19 protein-coding genes, 2 tRNA genes and 1 rRNA gene are annotated in these 16,387 nt (G+C 40.1%); 6 read left to right on the top strand and 16 right to left on the bottom strand.

Annotated features, from left to right (window positions below; all coding sequences use genetic code 11):
• Together LC033_RS17410 and LC033_RS15240 are read left to right on the top strand one after the other, a co-directional pair.
• On the top strand, nt 1-85 hold an 85-nt coding region (locus tag LC033_RS17410), incomplete at its 5' end, for an IS3 family transposase (protein WP_226569977.1).
• 142 nt (nt 86-227) lie between these two features.
• Complete coding sequence (locus LC033_RS15240) at nt 228-692, top strand: hypothetical protein (RefSeq protein ID WP_226569863.1); 465 nt, start codon at nt 228-230, stop codon at nt 690-692.
• Nucleotides 693-1,273: 581 nt separating this feature from the next.
• Here LC033_RS15240 and LC033_RS15235 read toward each other — a convergent pair.
• The 4 genes from LC033_RS15235 to groES form a co-directional block, all read right to left on the bottom strand.
• Complete coding sequence (locus LC033_RS15235) at nt 1,274-2,098, bottom strand: GIY-YIG nuclease family protein (protein WP_264188781.1); 825 nt, start codon at nt 2,096-2,098, stop codon at nt 1,274-1,276.
• Nucleotides 2,099-2,385: 287 nt separating this feature from the next.
• Nucleotides 2,386-2,889 carry a hypothetical protein gene (locus LC033_RS15230; protein WP_226569861.1) on the bottom strand — a complete coding sequence of 168 codons (504 nt, stop codon included), beginning with the start codon at nt 2,887-2,889 and terminating at the stop codon, nt 2,386-2,388.
• A 1,015-nt stretch (nt 2,890-3,904) separates the two neighbouring features.
• Nucleotides 3,905-5,539: a chaperonin GroEL gene (groL, locus tag LC033_RS15225; protein ID WP_226569859.1), complete on the bottom strand. Its 1,635-nt coding sequence runs from the start codon at nt 5,537-5,539 to the stop codon at nt 3,905-3,907.
• Nucleotides 5,540-5,594: 55 nt separating this feature from the next.
• A complete protein-coding gene (gene groES / locus LC033_RS15220; protein ID WP_003214120.1) occupies nt 5,595-5,879 on the bottom strand; it encodes a co-chaperone GroES in 285 nt (94 codons plus the stop codon).
• Nucleotides 5,880-6,108: 229 nt separating this feature from the next.
• Here groES and LC033_RS15215 point away from each other — a divergent pair, with 229 nt between their 5' ends.
• From LC033_RS15215 to LC033_RS15205, 3 genes are all read left to right on the top strand, one after another.
• Complete coding sequence (locus LC033_RS15215; protein WP_226569857.1) at nt 6,109-6,843, top strand: CPBP family intramembrane glutamic endopeptidase; 735 nt, start codon at nt 6,109-6,111, stop codon at nt 6,841-6,843.
• Entirely contained in the window at nt 6,840-7,034 is a 195-nt protein-coding gene (locus tag LC033_RS15210) for a YdiK family protein (protein WP_226569855.1), read from the top strand. The genes LC033_RS15215 and LC033_RS15210 overlap by 4 nt, the downstream gene beginning before the upstream one ends.
• Before the next feature lie 297 nt (nt 7,035-7,331).
• The gene (locus LC033_RS15205; protein WP_264188780.1) at nt 7,332-7,553 is read left to right on the top strand and encodes an NUDIX hydrolase; all 222 of its coding nucleotides are present in this window, start codon (nt 7,332-7,334) and stop codon (nt 7,551-7,553) included.
• Nucleotides 7,554-7,750: 197 nt separating this feature from the next.
• Here LC033_RS15205 and tatC read toward each other — a convergent pair whose 3' ends face one another.
• The 4 genes from tatC to moaC are packed head-to-tail and all read right to left on the bottom strand — an operon-like array spanning nt 7,751 to nt 9,881.
• On the bottom strand, nt 7,751-8,500 hold the full coding sequence (gene tatC, locus LC033_RS15200) for a twin-arginine translocase subunit TatC (protein WP_376776468.1): 750 nt from the start codon (nt 8,498-8,500) through the stop codon (nt 7,751-7,753).
• 15 nt (nt 8,501-8,515) lie between these two features.
• Nucleotides 8,516-8,695 carry a sec-independent protein translocase protein TatAY gene (tatAY, locus tag LC033_RS15195; protein ID WP_099727425.1) on the bottom strand — a complete coding sequence of 60 codons (180 nt, stop codon included), beginning with the start codon at nt 8,693-8,695 and terminating at the stop codon, nt 8,516-8,518.
• 25 nt (nt 8,696-8,720) lie between these two features.
• A complete protein-coding gene (locus tag LC033_RS15190; protein WP_226569848.1) occupies nt 8,721-9,374 on the bottom strand; it encodes a redox-sensing transcriptional repressor Rex in 654 nt (217 codons plus the stop codon).
• A gap of 15 nt (nt 9,375-9,389) precedes the next feature.
• A complete protein-coding gene (moaC, locus tag LC033_RS15185) occupies nt 9,390-9,881 on the bottom strand; it encodes a cyclic pyranopterin monophosphate synthase MoaC (RefSeq protein ID WP_226569846.1) in 492 nt (163 codons plus the stop codon).
• A gap of 138 nt (nt 9,882-10,019) precedes the next feature.
• Between moaC and LC033_RS15180 the strand changes: the two genes are divergently transcribed.
• Complete coding sequence (locus tag LC033_RS15180) at nt 10,020-11,942, top strand: ABC-F family ATP-binding cassette domain-containing protein (RefSeq protein ID WP_226569844.1); 1,923 nt, start codon at nt 10,020-10,022, stop codon at nt 11,940-11,942.
• A 268-nt stretch (nt 11,943-12,210) separates the two neighbouring features.
• On the opposite strand, the gene tsaD is transcribed toward LC033_RS15180, so the two are convergent.
• The 8 genes from tsaD to rrf all read right to left on the bottom strand — a co-directional run bounded on the left by tsaD (nt 12,211) and on the right by rrf (nt 16,387).
• Nucleotides 12,211-13,239: a tRNA (adenosine(37)-N6)-threonylcarbamoyltransferase complex transferase subunit TsaD gene (tsaD, locus tag LC033_RS15175; protein WP_226569842.1), complete on the bottom strand. Its 1,029-nt coding sequence runs from the start codon at nt 13,237-13,239 to the stop codon at nt 12,211-12,213.
• Nucleotides 13,232-13,702 (bottom strand): ribosomal protein S18-alanine N-acetyltransferase, encoded by a 471-nt coding sequence (gene rimI / locus LC033_RS15170; RefSeq protein WP_264188779.1) that lies wholly within the window; start codon nt 13,700-13,702, stop codon nt 13,232-13,234. The genes tsaD and rimI overlap by 8 nt, the downstream gene beginning before the upstream one ends.
• Entirely contained in the window at nt 13,686-14,375 is a 690-nt protein-coding gene (tsaB, locus tag LC033_RS15165; RefSeq protein ID WP_226569839.1) for a tRNA (adenosine(37)-N6)-threonylcarbamoyltransferase complex dimerization subunit type 1 TsaB, read from the bottom strand. The genes rimI and tsaB overlap by 17 nt, the downstream gene beginning before the upstream one ends.
• The gene (gene tsaE / locus LC033_RS15160; RefSeq protein ID WP_226569837.1) at nt 14,356-14,832 is read right to left on the bottom strand and encodes a tRNA (adenosine(37)-N6)-threonylcarbamoyltransferase complex ATPase subunit type 1 TsaE; all 477 of its coding nucleotides are present in this window, start codon (nt 14,830-14,832) and stop codon (nt 14,356-14,358) included. Before tsaE ends, tsaB begins: the two co-directional genes overlap by 20 nt.
• Before the next feature lie 12 nt (nt 14,833-14,844).
• Nucleotides 14,845-15,822 carry a thiamine-phosphate kinase gene (gene thiL / locus LC033_RS15155; RefSeq protein WP_226569835.1) on the bottom strand — a complete coding sequence of 326 codons (978 nt, stop codon included), beginning with the start codon at nt 15,820-15,822 and terminating at the stop codon, nt 14,845-14,847.
• A gap of 273 nt (nt 15,823-16,095) precedes the next feature.
• Nucleotides 16,096-16,172, bottom strand: a tRNA-Asp gene (locus LC033_RS15150).
• A 4-nt stretch (nt 16,173-16,176) separates the two neighbouring features.
• A tRNA-Met gene (locus LC033_RS15145) sits at nt 16,177-16,253 on the bottom strand.
• A gap of 18 nt (nt 16,254-16,271) precedes the next feature.
• Nucleotides 16,272-16,387: ribosomal RNA gene (rrf, locus tag LC033_RS15140) — 5S ribosomal RNA — on the bottom strand.

Below are 16,387 nucleotides of genomic sequence, written 5' to 3'. Positions count from 1 at the left end.
TTACTACAATCACACACGTATAAAGACGAAACTAAAAGGCATGAGTCCGATACAATATCGAACTCATGCCTCGAAAGCTGTCTAATAAATACCGTGTCTAACTTAAGGGGGTCACTTCACCTTGGGAGGTTTTTTATTGTTCACAGCTTGTCAACACTTCTCTTTTAATCAAAACAAGGATTCGTGGTAACATAAGCATACATACCTCGAAAAAAAGGAGAAAGAACGTGAAAAAAAATCTACTTGTTTTCATGAGTCTCGTTGCGAGTCTCTTCATTCTAGCAGCTTGCTCTAATATGGCAAAAGAACAAAAAACAGATTCGACTTTCCTTCCAACGATCAATGAACGAATTCAAAATGAAACGAAAGAGATCATGGAGCAATCTAAGCTTGTGAAAGACACATCTGTCACCGTTGATCAAAAGAAAAAAGTCATTTCTTTAACCGTGACTGCTTCTTCTGATACAAATAGTGATTACGCTGAAGTGATCGGTTTAAACTTTGCCAAAACGCTGGCCATTGGTGCAGCGACTGAAAAAGAAAACAATCTGCATAAACCCGAAAATGACAGCCTCGGAGCCCTTTACTCCTTTTATGATCTACGTATCACCGTGAAACAGGAAAGCGGCAAGGTGTTGGCAAAAGGAAAGAAAGCAACAAATGAAACAAAAATCACCTGGACAAGAAATTAATATCTTGAAAAGAAAGCCAATTAGTAATATTGTATTGGATCTTAAATCAATAATTCTATTACAAATCAGAGGAAAGTATCATAATAAGAACGAAAGAATTTTTTGCTCCTGAAGGCAAAGAGATCAACATTAAAAACATCAAGGAGCTTAAACTGAAATTTGGAGATGTGACAACTGACGACTACATGAATTGTAAAAACGTGACATTCACAGTAAAAGTAAAATAAAACTTTTTCATTCATGCCCTTGAAATATAAGGGCTTTTTTTGTCTTCCCTCCTCCCTCAAATGATTTTTCTCACCACTAAAAAAAACTTTTATCAGATTGTAGACTTTGTCTACAATCTGTACCACTTCCATATAGGAAGTGGTTTTCAATCTTATTTCTCACGTTTGGTCCAAACAATCCAAATACGATGACTAGTACAAGAATAATCGCCACCCAAGTAGTCAAGCCCATATGATCACCGCTTTTATATCAAAAAATAATGCTGGTAAAAGATCCAAGAAATAGCACTAAAACCTTCTCTATATTCATGTGGATGTCCTAAACAAATGAAACAGATTAATTTTTCGATAAAATCACTTTCTTTCAATTTTCCCAAACCGTACCCCGTTTTCGTCCTTCCACTCCGTCAACCCATTAGCATGTCCACCTACAACAAAAGCAGCTGCATAAGATGGACTTTTAAAAAGGACATTCTCCTGCAGAATTCCGTTCTGATCGATCTGCACCTGTTTTCTTTTCTGTTTAACGCCACTTGGTATACTTTCAGAATCGATCGTTTCAATCATACTCCCCTTCAGTACTACAAATCCTTCATTTGTTTGTTCACAAGTGGCTTCAATTGTTTTACCGCTTTTACTACTTTTTCTTCTCAGATAAAAGATACTATTTGTGTTTTCATCTGCATTTACTTGTTCTTCATCTGATGAGCTTGTCTGACTCAGTTTCTCAAAAACTTTATGTCCAAGTGCTCCCATAACGAGTTGTGCGTATTCAATAAACTCTTCCAGCTCGCTCTGTTTCTCTTCAGTAATATTACCTATCGTTGGTTCATTACCGTTCTTCACTTTATAACGTTCAGCTACTTTTGCCATGTTACAGAATCGACTCTCAAGATAGCTGATCTCAGTTGGTCCAAATGAATTATTTGTAGTCGTAAATACTACAGCTTCCGTCCAATAATCTTTTTCAGGGCTACGCTTATGCTCTATTAGACGATTAAGAACGCCTTCTCCATTTTTTCTTACTCCAGCTTGGCCAACATATACAATGTCCTCACCGTTATCCTCCGATGTTCCGAAAAGAAAATAAACTCCAGTCTGTGAAAGATCATCTCTGTCACGACACTTTTCAATTTCAGTTCTAGGTATCCTATAAGCCAAACCAGTCCAGTTCGCCAACGTACATTTTATCCTACCATTTGCTTTGCCATCAATTAAAAATAAATTAATACTTTTTCCTCTAGTTATACATTTCACCCCATTTATTTAAAATAGCAAAAAATAGTCGTTTAAATTATTGCATCTAATAACAAAGTAGTTGATATACCAAGAAAAAATATAGTTATGATTTATCGAAGCAGGGTGACAGCTTTTGGGTTGGTCGTTCTTCTAATTGGGTGACTGAGTATTGATTTCAATGTTTCCCGGAAGGCGATGTTTGAAAATGTATCTGATGACAATATCCATCAATCAGTTTCCCTCCTGCTAGATTCTTGTCCATAGGTATGCATTTTTTGATTTGTTTTTTTATTGTTCATTCGTTTTTCATACCTGCTCAGATAACTGACATTCAATTTATCTGGAACATAACTAAGACGCTTTTTCAGGATATTTTCAATTATGTACATCCTTTTGGTTATATCCTGAAATTCAGCTGCAATGTCTTCAGCTTTTTCTTTATCTCGTAAGCCCCTGCTTTTACTCCGCACATATGCGAACTCTTTATATAAAGGTGTCCTGATTTTCCTGCCTTCTTTTAATAGCAAGATTAACGACCAGGTTGAATATAGCATCAACTCAGGGGTCGATTTCCTCAGATCTGCTGGATCTACACTTTGATGTGTCTCCTGGATTCTACGACCATCCATTTGGACCTGATCCCTACTGAAATCCATTACACAAAAATCACAAAAATAATGGTCCTTTTCTGGGTGTAATCGAGATCCACAATACGGACATGTATACCTCATGAACGACCTCCTAAAACCTTATTTTACATAACTTTAACCAAATTCAATTATAATAAATTTGTACATTTATTGATAGTTTTTTTGTTTTTTCTTACCAAAAAAAGCTCCCTAATCAGGAGCCTTTCTGTTAAGACAATTTATTTTAAAACATCAGTTATTATTGTAGATTCTGTTAATTTTTTTACTCTCAGATTTCGCTAATGTTAATTTAAAAATTCTTTTTTCTGTTTTCACAGCAGATCTAATCCATTCATTAGTGTAATTTTGGAGCATGAAATTTTCCAATTCCTCTGTCAGCTCGATCTTTGTATTAATACCTGGTTTATATAATTGCCTGAACCTAACAACAATATCTTCATGAATAACAAACCTTTAGCTCACAATTTCGTAAGAATAATCTCCAAGTTCTATTCTCTCTAACATTTTTTTGATGACATCACGAATTATTAGAGAATGGAAGTCATCAACCCGGTTCTCACTGCTCTACCTACTCTGTTAACGGAGTCGAGTTCTTTATGTAGTTTTTTAAAATCCAAATTATTAAGATACACCATGCATCTTTTTACCCCTGCTTCTCTTTATTAACAATTCAAGTTTATCACTTTTTAAAAAACAGTGTGGACAGCATTTCATGCTGCACACATTACCAACCACCCACAAATTTATATTGGTTAGGAGGTGTATACTTGTACGCTATTGTCACTTGCTCATGGATTACCTTAGACTCACACCCCTGTTCAAATTATTAAAGGAGTGAGTACTGAATGAAAAGATTTTGATCGAAGAATTCAGGAAATTGTTCTTGTCCTAAACCCTAACTCCTTATCATTATTATGGGGAGAAGTCAAAATGTTAAGGTGAATGAAAAATGATGAAAATAGACAAAAAAAGAAGCTTCTCAAAAGTTCGGGGAACTAATGAAAAGCTTCTAATATGTTTAATTGGCATCAAAATGGCACCAAAATGAGTGTGACTGGCGGATAAACCCTTATCAATCAAGGGTTCAAATCCGTTATTACATCATTCCACCCATTCCACCCATTCCGCCCATATCCGGCATTCCGCCGCCTGAGCCGCCTTCTTCTGGTTTGTCAGCGACTACTGCTTCAGTTGTCAGAAGCATTGCTGCAACAGAAGCTGCGTTTTGAAGTGCAGAGCGAGTTACTTTTGTTGGGTCTACGATCCCTTTTTCGATCATGTTTACCCATTCGTTTGTTGCTGCGTTGAAGCCTACACCAATTTCTTCGTTTTTCAAGCGCTCAACGATGACTGATCCTTCAAGTCCAGCGTTGTGAGCGATTTGACGGATTGGCTCTTCAAGTGAACGTAGAACGATGTTCACACCTGTTTGGACGTCACCATCAGCTGCAATTGAAGCGACTTTGTTGTATACATTCACAAGTGCTGTACCACCACCGGATACGATCCCTTCTTCAACTGCTGCACGGGTTGAGTTCAGTGCATCCTCGATGCGTAGTTTACGCTCTTTTAGTTCTGTTTCAGTTGCAGCACCAACTTTGATGACAGCGACGCCGCCAGCTAGTTTTGCAAGACGTTCTTGTAATTTTTCTTTATCGAATTCAGAAGTTGTTTCTTCTACTTGCACACGGATTTGGTTCACACGTGCTGCGATTTGAGGAGAATCTCCTGAGCCTTCAACGATTGTTGTGTTTTCTTTTGTCACAACAACTTTAGACGCACGGCCAAGCTGACCGATTTCAGTTGATTTCAGATCAAGTCCTAGGTCTTCTGTGATTAATTCTCCGCCAGTTAGTACAGAGATGTCTTCAAGCATCGCTTTACGACGATCACCGAATCCAGGTGCTTTCACTGCCACTGCGTTGAATGTACCACGAAGTTTGTTCACAACAAGTGTTGCAAGTGCTTCGCCTTCCACATCCTCAGCAATGATCAATAATGGTTTACCTTGTTGTACCACTTGCTCAAGTACAGGCAGGATTTCTTGAATGTTTGTGATCTTTTTGTCTGTGATTAAGATGTAAGGATTTTCAAGAACTGCTTCCATCTTATCAGAATCAGTCACCATGTATGGTGAAGCGTATCCGCGGTCAAATTGCATACCTTCAACCACTTCAAGCTCAGTCGTGAATCCTTTAGATTCTTCAATTGTAATCACACCGTCGTTCCCTACACGCTCCATTGCTTCAGCGATCAGGCTTCCTACTTCTTCATCTGCTGAAGAAATTGACGCAACTTGGGCAATTGATTCTTTGCCTTCGATTGGTTTAGAAATCTCGTGCAAGCTTTCAAGTGCTACTTTAACTGCTTCTTCGATCCCTTTACGAACGCCAACAGGGTTTGCACCAGCTGTTACGTTTTTCAAGCCTTCACGGATCATTGCTTGAGCAAGAACCGTTGCAGTTGTTGTACCGTCACCAGCTACGTCATTTGTTTTGCTTGCCACTTCAGCAACAAGTTTTGCACCCATGTTTTCAAATGCATCTTCTAATTCGATTTCTTTTGCAATCGTTACACCATCATTAGTGATAAGTGGTGAACCGAATTTTTTCTCAAGAACCACGTTACGTCCTTTAGGTCCTAAAGTTACTTTTACAGCATCTGCAAGTGCATCTACACCACGTAACATCGCACGGCGTGCTTCTTCACTGAATTTAATATCTTTTGCCATAATAACGAAACCTCCTCAGTCTTTTTAGAAATGTATCTCAATGTTTTTTCTGTGATTACCCAATAACAGCTAAAATGTCGCTTTCACGAAGGATTAAATATTCTTTTCCCTCATATTTCACTTCAGTGCCTGCATATTTTGAGAAGATAATGCGGTCGCCTGTATTGACTTCTAACGCAACCCGCTCACCACTTTCAAGTACACGACCTGAACCTGCTGCCACAATTTTACCTTCTTGCGGTTTTTCTTTTGCAGAATCCGGTAAGACAATACCGCTAGCGGTTTTTTCCTCAGATTCAACGAGTTCAATAATTACGCGATCGCCTAATGGCTTTAACATAAGAAACAACCTCCTCATTTTTTATATGTAGTCTTCTTTTAGCACTCATCACCAACGAGTGCTAACACATTTATTATAATAAAGAATGTCTTCTGCAATTTCAAGTAAAACCTTTAAAAATTTTTACTCTTTCATGATCTTTTTGCATCACGGATTCTTTCATTTTTATCGAAAAAGAAGACTTGTGTTACAATAAATCTAGTTCTTTTAGTAAAGGGGTTTTCATTACTTGAAAAAACAATATTGGTACATCATCTTAACTTATATATTGGTGCAGGTTTCTGCGATTCCTTATGTGTTGATTATGAAATGGTTAGGATTCATTCAGACACCGATAACAAAAGCGGAGCTCTCACAATTGTCAGGAACTTGGACAATCATCAGCTTCTGTATTGGGTTAATCATCATTTTGCTCATCCTTCGAACAGTACCAAAAGCTTCACTTCGGAATGAAGCACCGGTTTCAGCCGGCTCTGCCATCGCCTGGATCATTGGCGGTTTCTTTCTTTCCCTCTTTGCGCAATCGATTGCAGGCGTGATTGAACAATATGCGTTTGGCATTGGACGTGAGTCAGAAAATACACAAGCTATTTTATCCATTATGGATGCCGTTCCTTGGCTTGTGATCGTTGTCGCCCTGATTGGACCGATATTAGAGGAAATCATTTTCCGAAAAATCATTTTTGGTGTGATCTATGAAAAGACAAATTTCTTCATTGGGGCACTTGTCAGTTCATTGGTTTTTGCTGCTGTGCACACTGATTTTGCCCATTTATTGCTCTATACAACGATGGGCTTTACCTTTGCCTTTTTATATGTGAAAACAAAACGAATCATTGTTCCAATCGGCGCACATATGCTGATGAACTCGCTCGTCATTCTTGTGCAGATTGAGCCAGTGAAAAAAATGATTGAAGAACAATCTCAAACAATGCAAATGATTATTGGAGGCTTTTTCTCATGAGAAACCCTGTCGTATGGGGCATTATTTATTTTGCCATAGGTGTGGCGTTCACCTATATGGCCATTCAAAATCCAGGTGACATGTGGTCATTTTACAGCATTTTGTTGATGGTGTTTGCGGCCTATAATATCAATATCGCGTTTAAAATGTTTGCTTTCTCAGTCAAACTGAAAAAACAACAGCAAAAATAAATCAAAAACCATTTTCCGCCGCTTGTAAAATGGTTTTTTATGCAGGACATATTTTTATGGAACAGGAAAAACTCAGTTTCATGAACGAGCAGCATGAAACGATTGCCGACCGGTCTGATGTACATTCTCAAGGCTTTGGCATGAAACATTTCATTTTTGGCTTTTAAAAAAGGAAGATGACACAGTCTATTTCCATTTTCAGCTAAGAAGTCCCGCAAAAAAGGATTTTCCTTCTCTGCTTGATATCATAGCAGCACGCCATCTTCTCGCAAAATGAACAGCCTTCTGATGGCATGCATGAGAGAGGTGAAAGAAGAGCTCGGTCTCTCCATCTCTTTTAATGACCTTACCTTTACAGGTGTGATAAAGGATGAAATGCATATGCCTTCGTTCATCGACCGTGAGTTTTGCCCTGTGTATCTTTATCTCAATCAAGAAGAGCAGATGAACGTTCATTTACAGAAAGAAGAAGTCGCTGGTCTTTACAGAGCAAGGCTAATTGATGCAGGCAGCTTTTAACAGGGGAATGTGAAAAAATTCAGGTGGAGGAATTTGACGTTGATGAAGCCGGAGAACGACGTGAGGAAAGCAGAGAAGTAGATGTACATGATTTCGTTCCGCAGGAGCCTGCATATTTCAAGCATCAATTTCTTCGATCCATCAATTCCTTTCACAATAAAAAGCATCGTGATCACATGTTGAATCACGATGCTTTTTTATGAGACATAATGACTGTCTTTCTCCTCTGTTTGCTGCATTTTGCGATAGGTCACTCTTGAAATGGCAATACTCACTTCATACAATACGAGCATTGGCAAAGTAACCATGAGGTGAGAAACAAGCTCTGGCGGTGTAATGAGTGCGGCAATGATAATGAGGACAAAATAGGCATACTTGCGTATTTTCGATAAAAACATCGGTGTGATAATGCCCAGTCTTGTGAGAAACATCAACACAACTGGCATCTGAAACAAAAAACCAAATGGAAGTGTTAACTGCATCAGAAATGTAAAATACTCATGAATTCCAATCACTTGCTCCACATGTAAATCATTCGACATTCGCATCATAAAATCGACGACAAACGGAAACAAAATAAAATAAGAGAAAGACACACCGCTCAAAAATAATAGCAGTGCAATTGGAATGTAAGCAAGTGTCACCTTTCTTTCTTTTTCATATAAACCAGGACTTATAAACGCCCAGAGCTGATATAAAATAACGGGACACGTCAAAACCAAAGCAATGACAAATGCGAACTGCATAAACACGTACAATGGATCCGTGAGCTTAAATGCATTCAATGTCAGTGTTGCCGCTTCATCAGTATTTTGCAAATACACAATGACCGGCTTAGCGAGAAAAAAACCTGCCACCATAAAGGTGACAAAAAACATTACAATAATCACTAAACGTTTTCGCAGTTCCACAATATGCTCCATAAGCGGCATATCTTTGACATTCATGAAGCTCATCCTATTCTACTGATCTTCTTTTTTCTTTTTTTCTTCCTGATCATCAGCTAAACCTTTTGTAGCATTTTTGAATTCACGTAATGTATCTCCTGCTGCTCTTCCTAATTGAGGAAGCTTTTTCGGCCCAAAAATAATGAGCGCGACAATCGCAATCAGAACCAAACTACCAGGACCGATCGGACCCATTTGCTCCACCCCCTTTACCCCTTTTTCAGTCCTCCTGTGTAACAGAGTAATGCTTTAAGAAATAAACAAGAGACTGAAGTTCAACCGCCAAATCTATATGATGAATTCGAATGTGTTCCGGCACATTCAATCGAGCCGGCGTAAAGTTAAGGATTCCTTTGATGCCAAGGGCAATCAAACGATCTGTAATGGACTGAGCTACTACGGCAGGTACTGTCAAAATCGCAACAGGAATATCCCCTACCTCTTGAACATGCTCTTCAAGCTTATCCAAATCATAGACAGGCACGCCGCCTATCTCACTTCCTATTTTACTCTCATTGACGTCAAAAGCCATTGAAATTTTTGTGTTATTATTTTTTATGAAATTATAGTGTAAAAAAGCAGTCCCTAAATTCCCGACACCGATGAGCATGACATTCGTCATTTCATCTTGGTCAAGGGTCTTTCTGAAGAAGGTCAACAAGTAATCGACATTATAGCCATACCCTTTTTTCCCAAGTGCGCCAAAGTACGAAAAATCTCGGCGAATGGTTGCAGAATCCACTTTGACTGCATCACTAAGCTCTGCGGATGACACCCTTTGTTTTCCTGATGCATGTAGATTTTTTAAAAAACGGTAGTAAAGCGGCAAACGTTTGGCTGTTGCTTGTGGAATTTTTGACTGGTCTATATTCATATAAGATCCTCCAACTTAAATATCAGATGCTCTGTGAAAATCACCGTTTTTCCCGCCTGTCTTTTCAACTAGATAGGTAGGACCGATGATCATGCCTTTATCGATCGCTTTGCACATGTCGTAAACGGTCAGTGCACATACTGAAGCAGAAGTGAGCGCTTCCATCTCCACACCCGTACTTCCTGTTGTTTTCACCTGTACTTGGATGTTTAGAATGTGCGCATTTCCATCTTCCTCCCAATCAAAGGAGATATCAACGTCTTTTAGTGCAAGCGGATGACACATTGGAATGATGTTGGATGTTTGCTTTGCTGCCATAATGCCAGCAACCTGTGCGACAGACAGCACATCCCCTTTTCCAATGTCACGATGTTGTATTTTCTGAAACACTTCTTTTATCATTCGAACGCTTGAAGCAGCAACGGCGGTTCTCACTGTAGACGATTTGTCACTAATGTCGACCATCTTCGCCCTTCCTTGTTCGTTAAAGTGGCTAAATTGACTCATCTTTTAACGCTCCCTCACTCAAATCATACACTATTTTTTCCTATCTGTCTTTCATTTGACTATGGCAATCGTATGTAGGATTTGCCGGTTTACTGCTGATAAGCTACACTTAACATATTATAGCAGAGGTGAAGTTACATGATGATTCTACAAGTGAATCAGCTGTCCAAATCGTTTGGCGCTGATACCGTTTTAACGAATATAAAATTGGAAGTCAAAGCAAAGGATCGTATTGCCATTGTCGGTCGTAACGGAGCAGGCAAATCCACACTTTTGAAAATCATTGCCGGTCAAATGACTTACGAACAAGGTGAGATCATCAAACCGAAAGGCCTATCGATCGGATATTTAGCACAGCATACCGATGTGACGTCTATACGTACGTTAAAAGACGAACTGCTATCGGTTTTTGATCATTTAAAAGAAATGGAACAAGAGATGAGATCCATTGAGGAAAAAATGGCTTCTTCCACAGGGTCAGAGCTAGATTCCCTAATGAAAACCTATGACAGGCTGCAGCAGGCTTTTAAAGATCAAGGCGGCTATCAATATGAAGCAGATGTGCGCTCCATTCTTCATGGGCTCGGCTTTAGTCATTTTGAAGATCACACAACCGTCCAATCCTTAAGCGGCGGCCAGAAAACCCGTCTAGCGCTTGGAAAGCTATTATTGATGAAACCAGAACTCTTAATTCTGGATGAGCCGACCAACCATCTAGATATTGATAGCTTATCATGGCTTGAGCAGTATTTGCAAAATTATACAGGAGCCATTCTCATCATTTCCCATGACCGATATTTCTTAGACAAAGTCGTGAACCATGTCTATGAAGTGTCAAGAACAGCGATGAAAAAGTTTGCAGGGAACTATAGTAAGTATCTTGAGCTAAAAGCTGAGCAGCTAGAGCGTGATATGAAGCTGTACGAAAAGCAGCAAGAAGAAATCTCAAAACTCCAGGATTTCGTGGATCGCAACCTAGCAAGAGCCTCGACTACAAAGCGGGCTCAAAGCAGACGGAAACAGCTAGAGCGAATGGATCTTTTAGATAAACCATTAGGAGATGAAAAATCAGCTAGCTTTCATTTTGATATTACAAGACAAAGCGGTAATGATGTGCTAAAGGTACATGATCTCGATATAAGTTATGATGAAAAAACGCCGCTCCTATCCTCTCTTTCTTTTCATATCAAACGTGGGGATAGCGTTGCACTCATCGGCCCTAACGGCATCGGGAAATCAACTCTTTTAAAAACTTTAATGAATACATTAAAGCCTGTAAAAGGCGACATCAGCTTTGGCTCTCATGTCACGATCGGCTACTATGACCAAGAACAAGCCAAATTGACATCCTCTAAGAAAGTATTAAATGAGCTTTGGGATGATTATCCACATATGAACGAAAAAGAAATCCGGACGTGTTTAGGGAATTTTCTTTTCTCCGGTGATGACGTCTTAAAGCCTGTTCATGCATTGAGTGGTGGAGAAAAAGCACGCCTTGCGCTGGCCAAGCTAATGCTGCAAAAAGCCAATTTCCTCATTCTCGATGAACCTACTAACCATCTTGACTTAGATAGTAAGGGAATTTTAGAGAATGCACTGATTGATTATCCAGGAACTATTTTATTTGTCTCGCATGACCGGTATTTTATCAACCGGCTGGCAACAAAAGTACTCGAATTATCTCCAACTGAAACAAAAGAGTATCTCGGTGACTACGACTACTACCTTCAAAAGAAAAACGAGCAATTAGAGCTTGAAGCGCTCCAAAATCATGAACCGTTTAAAAAACATGCAGCAAAGCCAGTTGAAACAGCAAAGCTTTCTTATGCGGAAGAAAAAGAGCTGAAAAAGAAAGAAAGACAAAAACAACGCAGAATCGAAGAAATTGAAGATCGGATCGCCGTCATCGAAGACAAGCTCGGTGAAAATGAACAACTTTTATGTGATCCTACTATTTTCCAAGATCACGAGAAGGTTCACGCCATTCAAACAGAAAATGATGCGCTCAATCAAGAGCATGAATCACTTTTTGCTGAGTGGGAAGACCTATCAGAATCTTAAAGAGTGCCCTAGCTGGTACTCTTTTTTTAATTGAAACTTCATTACCCACAATGATATCCACAATAACTTCTTGATTATTCTTGTGCGCATTAGATTTATCCCCTTTATCCACAGAATTTTAATCACATATCCACATAAAAGATCACATTTATACACATTCTCTTCATTTTAAAACAAAATTTTCTAACAATTGTGGATATATAACGTTTACATGTGAATAATCGCTTTCATTTGAACTAAAAAAACCCCTGTATATCCACAGGAGTCTTCATTCATATGAGGCGAGCGGTAATCCGGGCTGACCGTTCATCGCCATATCGCCTCTTATTCCTTTTTCAAATGCAATGGTTCCCGCAGCAGCAATCATGGCTGCATTGTCTGTACAAAGAGACAATGGTGGAATAGTGACATTCACTTCAGGCAGCTTCACAAATGCTGAAGTTAAGGCTTCTCTGAGTCCTTTATTGGCAGCGACTCCCCCAGCTAAAACTACCTGCTTCACACCATAGGCCTCAGCCGCTTTTAATGTCTTTCCAACAAGCACCTCAATGACGCTTTCTTGAAAACTTGCAGCCAAGTCCTCAGGAGCAATCGTTTCTCCCTTTTGGGACGCATTGTGTAAAGTGTTGATCACAGCTGATTTTAAACCACTGAAGCTAAAATGATAGGAGCCTTCTTCAAGCCATGCTCGAGGAAGCTTGATCGTCGGCTCACCTTCATGTGCTAATCGATCAATATGAGGCCCACCTGGATACGGAAGACCCATCGTCCGAGCCACTTTGTCATAGGCTTCTCCAGCCGCATCATCCAATGTTTCTCCGATGACCTCAAAAGACCCATGCTCTTTCATCAAAACAAGCTCAGTATGTCCGCCAGAGGCGACAAGAGCTAAACATGGAAACAGCAGCTTACCAACGAGCTGGTTCGCATAAATGTGTCCAGCAATATGATGAACCCCTACGAGAGGAATTTGATGAGCAAAGCTCAGTGCCTTAGCTGCATTAACACCAATCAGAAGTGCTCCGACTAAGCCCGGTCCTTCTGTGACGGCAATGGCATTGACATCCTTAAAGCTCATATTGGCCTGTGCCATCACTTCTTCTAGTACGATAGTGACTTGCTCCACATGATTCCTTGAAGCGATTTCTGGCACAACACCTCCAAATCGTTTATGACTTTCTATTTGTGAGGCGACAACATTAGCTACGATTTCTTCCCCATTTTTCACGATGGACGCAGCTGTTTCGTCACAGCTTGTTTCTATTCCTAATACGAATCGATCTTTTTGTTCACTCATTTATATTCACCCACATAACTAATGCATCTTCCCCATTATCTGTATAATAATTCTTTCGAATAGAAGCTGGTCTGAAACCAAACTTTTCATAAAGGGATTGTGCTGGTGTATTAGAAACCCGCACCTCTAATGAAAGATGATCTGTCTTTTTTTCTTTGCAAAATCTCATGACATATCGAAGCAATGCTTCCCCATAGCCTTTTCCTCTATGCTCAGGCAGAATCGCAATATTCGTAATCTGTGCATCTTCCATGACAATCCACACCCCGCAATACCCTACAGGTTGCTTATCTTCCTCAATGAGAAAATAATGGCTGTATTGATTATGGAGAATCTCATAGATAAACGATTCTTTTTTCCAAGGTACTGTAAACGAATGCACTTCGATCGTATACACCTGTGGTATGTCCTCTACCGTCATTCTTCGAATCTCTACATTGTTGAGATTATTTTTGTCCTTCAAGCCACTTCACTTCCGCTTCTGCCAAACGAATATAGTTAGGGACCAGCTGATGTATATCTTCACCAAGACGATCTGTCCCTAAAAACGCAAGCACTGAAGGTCTTGGGTTATGAAATGCTCCGTCCGCCAAAACAACGGTTTCTCCTAAAATGGAGCGAATGTTGTCTTGATGAAGCTGAACATCATGTCCAAGAAATAAGACAGGCTTTCCTGCCTGCTTCAGCTCATGAAGCCAATCCGTGAGCAGAATATTTTGATCTGGTTTGACCTCTTTGATCTTTCCTTGTTCAAACGTATATAGCCCAGTATAAACTTGTCCTCTTCTCGCATCAAATATAGGAGAAATCCATCCACCGAAATATTGGGCATTTGCCGCCAAAGTTTCTAAGCTCGAAACAGCGGATAATGGAATAGAAAGCGTCCATGCAAGTGTTTTTGCAATAGTCACACCAATTCTAACGCCAGTATAGGAACCAGGTCCTTTTGCAACAACAATTTTGCTTAATTCGCTCGGTGCTACACCGCATTCTTTCATCAGTGCTTCAACTGTTGGCATCGCTCGGACTGAATGATTTTTTTTTAAGTACGTAATACTTTCTCCAATCACTGTGTCATCTCGGACAAGTGCAATTCCTAATGTATGGTTTGACGTATCAATCGCCAGTATGGTCAAATTCTTTCATCTCCTTACAAAGGGTTTCATAGCGCTTCCCTTTTGCATAAAACGTGAGATGACGTTCTTCTTCACGTTCTGTTCTCAGCATTTCGATTTTTAAATATGATGAAGGCAATTGCGGCTCAATGAGATGTGCCCATTCAACCAAGCATACACCTTCTCCCTCAAAATATTCTTCCAGACCGATATCTTCTTCAACATCTTCCATGCGGTACACGTCCATATGATAAAGTGGCAGTCTACCATCACTATATTCTTTAATAATCGTAAAAGTGGGGCTGTTGACGATACGGGTAATACCTAAACCTTCCGCAAAACCTTTTGAAAAAGTGGTTTTGCCTGCGCCTAAATCTCCTTCTAAAGTCAATACATCGCCTTGCATCACAAGCTTAGCCAAAGCAGCGGCAATTCGTTTCGTCTCATCCGCACCTTTTGTCGTCCAAGTTAACTGCACGTTGATGTCACCTCATTTCTTAAAATGATTATATCCTTTTTTCATTAACATTGTTTGTTGATCATTTTCTTTTAAAATGACGCTGGCTGCTTGATCATGTTTGACTTGTCCAATGCGAGTAACCTGAATTTCTTTTTCTTTACATTGTTTTTCGAAATTTTCCCAATCTATCTCTGGAATTGTGCCAGTTAAAACAAAGTCCTCTCCACCAAATAGTACCCATTCAAGCCACTCCTTGCGTAACAGCGGCAAATCAGCGTGTACTGGGAGCTTATCAGCCTCAATTTCTAATGTCACATGGCTGGCTTCTGCTATCTCGTTCAGCTCACTAGCTAACCCATCACTCACATCATTCAAGGTCACCCGCTGGAAGCTTGAGCAAATGTGTCCAGCAGCAATGTGGGGCTGAGGCATTTTGTGACATTCAAGAAAAAAAGCGGGATCGACCGACATTACTGGATCTACTTCGTGCAATAAGAGTGACAGTCCAGCAGCTGATGAACCAAGCTCACCTGTGACAAAGACGACATCTCCTGTCTGAGCACTGTGACGATAACAAGCTGTTCCCTTTGGAACCTCGCCAATAACAGTCACCGTAATGACAAAGTCACTGCGGGTGGCTACCGTATCCCCACCGATTAAATCCATATGATATGTATCAGCTAAAGCTTTCATTCCCTCGTAAAGAGCAGTCACGATCGCCTCATCACCATGAGGCGGGATCGCTATTGATACAAGATAAAATTTTGGTGTTCCTCCCATTGCTGCTATATCACTGACATTGACCGCCAGCGCCTTAAAACCGACCTCAAAGGGTGTGGAAAAATCAAAACGAAAATGAACGTGCTCCACCATGGTATCAATACAAACGACCTCTTCACAATGTGAATGAAGTTGATAAACACTTGCATCATCACCGATGCCCATGACCAAAGAATGTTGATGTGTTTCTTTTGGTGTAATCCGGCGAATAAGATCAAATTCATCCATAATAGACAGCCCCTTCATACAATCAATTGATTAAAGTAGACATGATAGATATGAGAAACAGTTAGTACTAGTGTAGCGAATATGAGCCTCATTTCCAACTAAAAATCTATAAAGAAAGCCTGGTTTTTTTACCAGGCTGTGTTGAAGTCATCTATCTTTTCTTTTCACTTATAGTGTAGCAAAAACAAGATATTTCATCGCATCAGATACTTGTTGAAAGAAAAAGCATAAAAAAAAACGAAACTATACGTTTTCGTTTACAAGTCATAAAAATGGCGGTCCGGACGGGACTCGAACCCGCGACCTCCTGCGTGACAGGCAGGCATTCTAACCAACTGAACTACCGGACCATTTTGGTTGCGGGGGCAGGATTTGAACCTGCGACCTTCGGGTTATGAGCCCGACGAGCTACCGAACTGCTCCACCCCGCGACGATATGAAAATAAAAAGCTTGGCGGCGTCCTACTCTCACAGGGGGAAACCCCCAACTACCATCGGCGCTGAAGAGCTTAACTTCCGTGTTCGGTATGGGAACGGGTGTGACCTCTTCGCTATCGCCACCAAA

The sequence above is a fragment of the Bacillus stratosphericus genome, from assembly GCF_020524495.1.
Classification (GTDB): domain Bacteria; phylum Bacillota; class Bacilli; order Bacillales; family Bacillaceae; genus Bacillus; species Bacillus stratosphericus_B.
This window is presented reverse-complemented; position numbering and strand designations above follow the sequence as displayed.

Bases quoted from the DNA above. Each gene is read 5' to 3' on its own strand.
- LC033_RS15230 (WP_226569861.1), bottom strand. From the start codon at position 2,889: ATGAGGTATACATGTCCGTATTGTGGATCTCGATTACACCCAGAAAAG.
- groL (WP_226569859.1), bottom strand. From the start codon at position 5,539: ATGGCAAAAGATATTAAATTCAGTGAAGAAGCACGCCGTGCGATGTTA.
- groES (WP_003214120.1), bottom strand. From the start codon at position 5,879: ATGTTAAAGCCATTAGGCGATCGCGTAATTATTGAACTCGTTGAATCT.
- LC033_RS15210 (WP_226569855.1), top strand. From the start codon at position 6,840: ATGAGAAACCCTGTCGTATGGGGCATTATTTATTTTGCCATAGGTGTG.
- LC033_RS15205 (WP_264188780.1), top strand. From the start codon at position 7,332: ATGAGAGAGGTGAAAGAAGAGCTCGGTCTCTCCATCTCTTTTAATGAC.
- tatC (WP_376776468.1), bottom strand. From the start codon at position 8,500: ATGAATGTCAAAGATATGCCGCTTATGGAGCATATTGTGGAACTGCGA.
- tatAY (WP_099727425.1), bottom strand. From the start codon at position 8,695: ATGGGTCCGATCGGTCCTGGTAGTTTGGTTCTGATTGCGATTGTCGCG.
- LC033_RS15190 (WP_226569848.1), bottom strand. From the start codon at position 9,374: ATGAATATAGACCAGTCAAAAATTCCACAAGCAACAGCCAAACGTTTG.
- moaC (WP_226569846.1), bottom strand. From the start codon at position 9,881: ATGAGTCAATTTAGCCACTTTAACGAACAAGGAAGGGCGAAGATGGTC.
- LC033_RS15180 (WP_226569844.1), top strand. From the start codon at position 10,020: ATGATGATTCTACAAGTGAATCAGCTGTCCAAATCGTTTGGCGCTGAT.
- tsaD (WP_226569842.1), bottom strand. From the start codon at position 13,239: ATGAGTGAACAAAAAGATCGATTCGTATTAGGAATAGAAACAAGCTGT.
- thiL (WP_226569835.1), bottom strand. From the start codon at position 15,822: ATGGATGAATTTGATCTTATTCGCCGGATTACACCAAAAGAAACACAT.